Below are 4,714 nucleotides of genomic sequence, written 5' to 3' on the forward strand. Positions count from 1 at the left end.
CCGCGCGGGCACGGTGTTCGTGGCGGTGCCCGCGCGCGCGACCGTCGGGGTGACCGTCGTGCCGCGCTCGGGGTCGGCCAGCTCCGACACCGCCACCACCTGCGCGGCGAGTTCGAGCAGCGCGTTGACCCCGCGTTCGGGCTCCAGCCCCGCGTGGGCCGCTCTGCCGGTGATCTCCACGCTGTAGAACGCCCCGCCCTTGCGCGCCGTCTTGAGCGCTCCCGCCTGACTGGGTTCCAGCACGAGTACGGCGTCGCGGGCCCCGGCCATCTCCTCGACCAGCGCCCGCGAGGTCGGCGAGCCGATCTCCTCGTCACCGGTGATCAGGATGCCCACCGCCCCGGGATCGCGGCACCCGGCGAGCGCGGCGAACGCCGTCACGAGCCCGGCTTTCATGTCGAAGACCCCCGGCCCGTACGCGCGACCGCCTTCGGCGCGGAACGGGCGGCGGCCGGTGGTGCCGAGCGGCCACACCGTGTCGGCGTGCCCGAGCAGCAGGACTCCACCCTCCGCGGGCGGGCGCCACAGCAGGTGCGGGGTGCCGTTCACCGTGACGATCTCCGCCGGCCTGCCGAGCAGCGGCTCTCCCCAGGAGCGCATCAGGGCGTAGCAGTCCTCCAGCCCCGCCGCGTGACCGGAGGGAGACTCGACGCTCACCAGGGCGGACAGGCGCTCGAACAGCACGGCGGAATCCATGGCCAGAACTGTAGTCATGCTCATTGACTATCTCAAGGGCTAAGCGTTTGACCTGTCCCTTGTGGTGAGGATGCCGGCGGTGATGAAGGTGATGAGGCGCTCGCGGTCGGCGGAGGCGGTCCGGCCGGTGCGGGGGCTGAGGCGGTGCGGCCAGTCGAGTGCCGTGAAGGCGCCGGACTGGTGGAGGCTGAGCAGGCCCAGCATGCTGGTGTAGGCGAACCGGACGGCGTCGTCGTCGAGGCCGGGCAGGGCGTGGCCGAGCGCGGTGAGGTAGCGCCCCTCCACGGGGTCGACCTGGTCGGCGAAGAGCTGGCGGACGGCGGGGTCGGGTTCGGTGACCAGGCGGCCGATGAAGCGGGCCACGGCGGGCCCGTTGTCGCCGTGGCTTTCCGGGAGCTCGGATCCCGGCTCGACGAACGCGCGAACCAGATCGGCGACCGAGGGGGGCTCGGGGGCGGATTCGAGGGCGTCCAGCCGGTGGCGGCGTTCGTCGTTGACGGGGCGCATGGTCTGGTCGATGACGGCCCGGAGCAGACCGTCCTTGGAGCCGAAGTGGTAGTTGACCGCGGCGATGTTGGTGCGGGCCGCCTCGGTCAGCGTTCGCAGGGACGTCGCCTCCACCCCGTTGTCGCCGAACAGCCGGATGGCGGTCTCGATCAACCGTTCCCGCGTGAGTGTGGCCACCGTACCTCCTGCTCCAGGGTGTCGCGGCCATGCTATAGCATGCGTTTCAATCGATCGTTTCAAGCGATCGTTTGAAATGGAGGATCTTGGATGAGCGGGAACACGGCGATCGTCGTCGGCGCCGGAATCGGCGGGCTGACCAGCGCTTACGCCCTGCAATCGAGCGGCTGGCAGGTGACGGTGTACGAGCGGGCGCCCGCCATCGCGCCGGTCGGCGCGGGCGTGGGCATCGCCCCCAACGCGGTCAAGGCCCTCGACCACCTCGGCCTCGGGACGGCCCTGCGCGAGCGCGGTCAGCGCCAGGAGGCCCTGGAGATCCGCCTGGAGAAGGGGGCCCGCGTCGGGCACATCCCGGCGGAAGGCGTCGAACGCCGTTACGGCGCCCCGTTCTACGCCCTGCACCGGGCCGAACTGCATCGCCTCCTCCTGGCCGGGCTCGAACCCGGCACGCTGCGCGTGGGCCGCCGTGCCGAGAAGGTCACCACAGACGCCGGGCAGGCCACGGTCGTGCTGCGCGCACCCGACGGCGTCGTGGCGGAATCGGCCGACCTGGTCGTGGCGGCCGACGGGGTCAACAGCGCACTGCGCGCACAACTGTTCCCCGGCTATCCGGGGCCGGCCTTCGCCGGATACACCGTCTGGCGCGGCTTCGCGCCCGCCCGATCACTGAACGTGCCGCGCGTGCTGTCGGAGACCTGGGGCAGCGGCGGCGCCCGGTTCGGCCACGCCGCCGTCAACGACGGGCAGATCTACTGGTTCGCCGCCGAAACCATCGCCGAACACGCGCGGCCCGCCCACGACCTCGCGCGGCTCGCCGCCCGATTCCGGAACTGGCACGAGCCCATCCCCGCCATGCTCGCCGCCAGCCCTCCCGAGACGCTGCTCCGGCACGACGTCTACTACCTGCGCGAACGTCTGCCCAGCTTCGTCCACGGCCGGGTGGTCCTGCTCGGCGACGCGGCCCACGCGGTCACCCCGGACATCGGCCAGGGCGCGTGCCTGGCCGTGGAGGACGCCGTGACGCTCGCCGCCGCGATCGGCGAGCGGGGCATCGACGACGGGCTCCGTGCCTACGACAGGCTCCGGCGGCCCCGTACGGAAAGCATGGCCCGCCTGTCCGGCCGGCTCGGGCGCATCCTCCAGACCGCCAGCCCCACCGCGGCGCTGCTGCGCAACACCATCACCGCCGCCCTGCCCACCCCGCTGCTCATGAAGGCCGTCGGCGGCGCCCTGGCCTGGAACCCGCCCTACGGCACCGCCACCACCGGCGGCCGTCACATCCACGGTCCGGTGAGCGACTGACCCGTCGTGACGTCGAACACCGCGTGCACCGCCCGTCCGCCGTGGTCGGCGGCGGCCAGGAGCCCGTCGCGCAGTCCCAGGATGATCGGCCACGACTCTGCCCTGAGGTCGAACGGGGTCCCCAGTGGCCTGCCTGTGGTCAGGTTGACGACGACCGCCATCCCGTCGCGCTCGATCACGGCGACGGGCGCGCATCCGACCATGCCGGTGGCCAGCGCGCCCAGCCTTCCCGGGTCGCCGCGGACCTTGCCCAGAGTCAGGTTGGCCGTCCTGGTGCCGGTGGCCAGGTCGATGACCCAGAGCGCCTTGTGGCCCAGTGCCAGCGCGACCGGCCTGCCGTACAGGCGGGTCACTTCGAGGTCGAGCAGGCGGCCGGGCAGGCGGAGGGGCGGGTGGGCGACCCGGCCGGTGCGGTGCCAGAAGCGCACGGTGCCCCGCTTTCCTCCGTCTCCCGCGGCGATGATCAGATCATCGGAGAGCGCCACGTGGCTCACGTAGCGGGAGAAGCCGCTCAGCGGCGGGCCGCGTTCCCTGCGGGTTCGTAGGTCCCAGACCCTGACGACCGGGGCGAACGTGCCGCCGCCGGTGACCACGGTGCTCGCGTCGGCCGTGATCGCGCGCACGCCGGTGTCCGGCGCGACGGGTTCGCCGACGGGTTGCCCGGTCGCGGGGTCGGCCACCTGCCAGCCGCCCTGGTCGCGGATCGTGACGGCCAGCGTTCCGGCGGGGACGAGCCTGGTCAGCCGGTCGGCGGGCGAGCCGTGCACGCGCGAGATTTCGCGTCCGGTGTCGAGGTCGAAGGAGCGCAGGGCGTTGTCCGCACCGCCGGTGACCACCAGGTTCGCTTCGGCGGCCAGTGCGCGCACGTGTCCCGGTACGTCGATGGCGGCACGCTGGGCGCCGCTGACCGGGTCCCACGCGGTGATCCGGCTGCGGTCCTCGTGACCGTCGAGGTCGAGGTCCTCGCCGGCGCCCGGCTGCTCCTCAAGCCTGAGCAGCACCGGCGTGCCGCGGTGGACGGCCATGGCGCTGGAGTCGCCCCCGACGGCCTCGGTCACGTCCATCGCGGTACGCCACTCGCGCGAGAGGAGATCCCAGGAGATCACGCCCCGGTCGTGGGTCGGCACGAGCAGGGAGGGGCGGCCGTTGACCGTGCTCACCTCGGCGGCCATCGTGTTGGGCGGTTCCGGCGGCGGATCGCGCGGCGGATGCAGGACGAGGCTCCTGCCGAGCCGCTCGCGGGTGCGCAGGTTCCACACCGACAGGTCACCCTCCGTCGTGACGATCAGGGCGGGCACGCCGTTCAGCGCGAGGATGGCGACCGGGAAGCCGCCGACCGGCAGGGCGTGGCCGTGCGGGCGGCCGGTGGCGAGGTCGAACAGGACGATGTCCTCGATGTCGCCCTGGGCGACGATCGCGGTGCCGTCCTGGTCGCCGACGACCAGGCGCGGGTGGTCCGCGCCGGTGTACACCTCCAGCGCGGTGCTCGCCTGGTGCGGGCGCCGCAGGTCGACCCGCCGCACGCCGTCCTCCCGCTCGCGGTCGGCCATCAGCAGGTACGGCGGGGCGTAGGCGATGGGCGCCCAGCCGCGCAACGGCGCGCCGACGGGCCGCAGCGTCGCGGCGTCCCACACCCGGACGGTTCCTTCCCGGCCCGCGCTGATCACGATCTTCCTGCCGTTCAGGGAGCCGATGAGCACCTGGGTGATGTCCAGGTGCCCGGTCAGCGCCGTCACCGGCGGCGGCGTGCGCGCACAGGGCGGGTGCGCGGGGCCGGTGGCGGGCACCACCAGCACGAGCAGGACGAGCGCGGCGAACACCCGCAGGGCCCGGGTCACCGCGTCAGCCGCCAGAACCAGACCCCTCCGTCGACGTCCGCCACCAGGAGCACCCGGCCACCGTCAAGATCACCCAGGGCGACCGCCCGCGGCATCGGGGGGTGCAGCTCGGCCGTCACCGGCCTGCGCGTGGCCAGGTCCCACAGCCGCACGAAAGACCGGTCCCCGAAGTACTCCGGCTCGGTGCGAACGAC

The 4,714-nt window shown here is 73.3% G+C and carries 5 protein-coding genes; 1 reads left to right on the forward strand and 4 read right to left on the reverse strand.

The window, feature by feature from the left end; translation table 11 throughout:
- Together ACFWY5_RS35455 and ACFWY5_RS35460 are read right to left on the reverse strand one after the other, a co-directional pair.
- On the reverse strand, positions 1-696 hold a 696-nt coding region (locus ACFWY5_RS35455; protein WP_379637158.1), incomplete at its 3' end, for a M20/M25/M40 family metallo-hydrolase.
- A 39-nt stretch (positions 697-735) separates the two neighbouring features.
- Entirely contained in the window at positions 736-1,380 is a 645-nt protein-coding gene (locus ACFWY5_RS35460) for a TetR/AcrR family transcriptional regulator (protein WP_379637160.1), read from the reverse strand.
- Between the two features lie 90 nt (positions 1,381-1,470).
- Here ACFWY5_RS35460 and ACFWY5_RS35465 point away from each other — a divergent pair, with 90 nt between their 5' ends.
- Positions 1,471-2,682, forward strand: coding sequence for an FAD-dependent monooxygenase (locus tag ACFWY5_RS35465; protein ID WP_379637162.1), 1,212 nt, complete (start codon positions 1,471-1,473; stop codon positions 2,680-2,682).
- Here the strand turns inward: ACFWY5_RS35465 and ACFWY5_RS35470 are convergent.
- Positions 2,655-4,520 carry a WD40 repeat domain-containing protein gene (locus ACFWY5_RS35470; protein WP_379637164.1) on the reverse strand — a complete coding sequence of 622 codons (1,866 nt, stop codon included), beginning with the start codon at positions 4,518-4,520 and terminating at the stop codon, positions 2,655-2,657. The genes ACFWY5_RS35465 and ACFWY5_RS35470 overlap by 28 nt on opposite strands.
- On the reverse strand, positions 4,517-4,714 hold a 198-nt coding region (locus tag ACFWY5_RS35475; protein ID WP_379637166.1), incomplete at its 5' end, for a hypothetical protein. The genes ACFWY5_RS35470 and ACFWY5_RS35475, both read right to left, overlap by 4 nt.

The sequence above is a fragment of the Nonomuraea sp. NPDC059007 genome (assembly GCF_042740555.1).
GTDB lineage: Bacteria > Actinomycetota > Actinomycetes > Streptosporangiales > Streptosporangiaceae > Nonomuraea.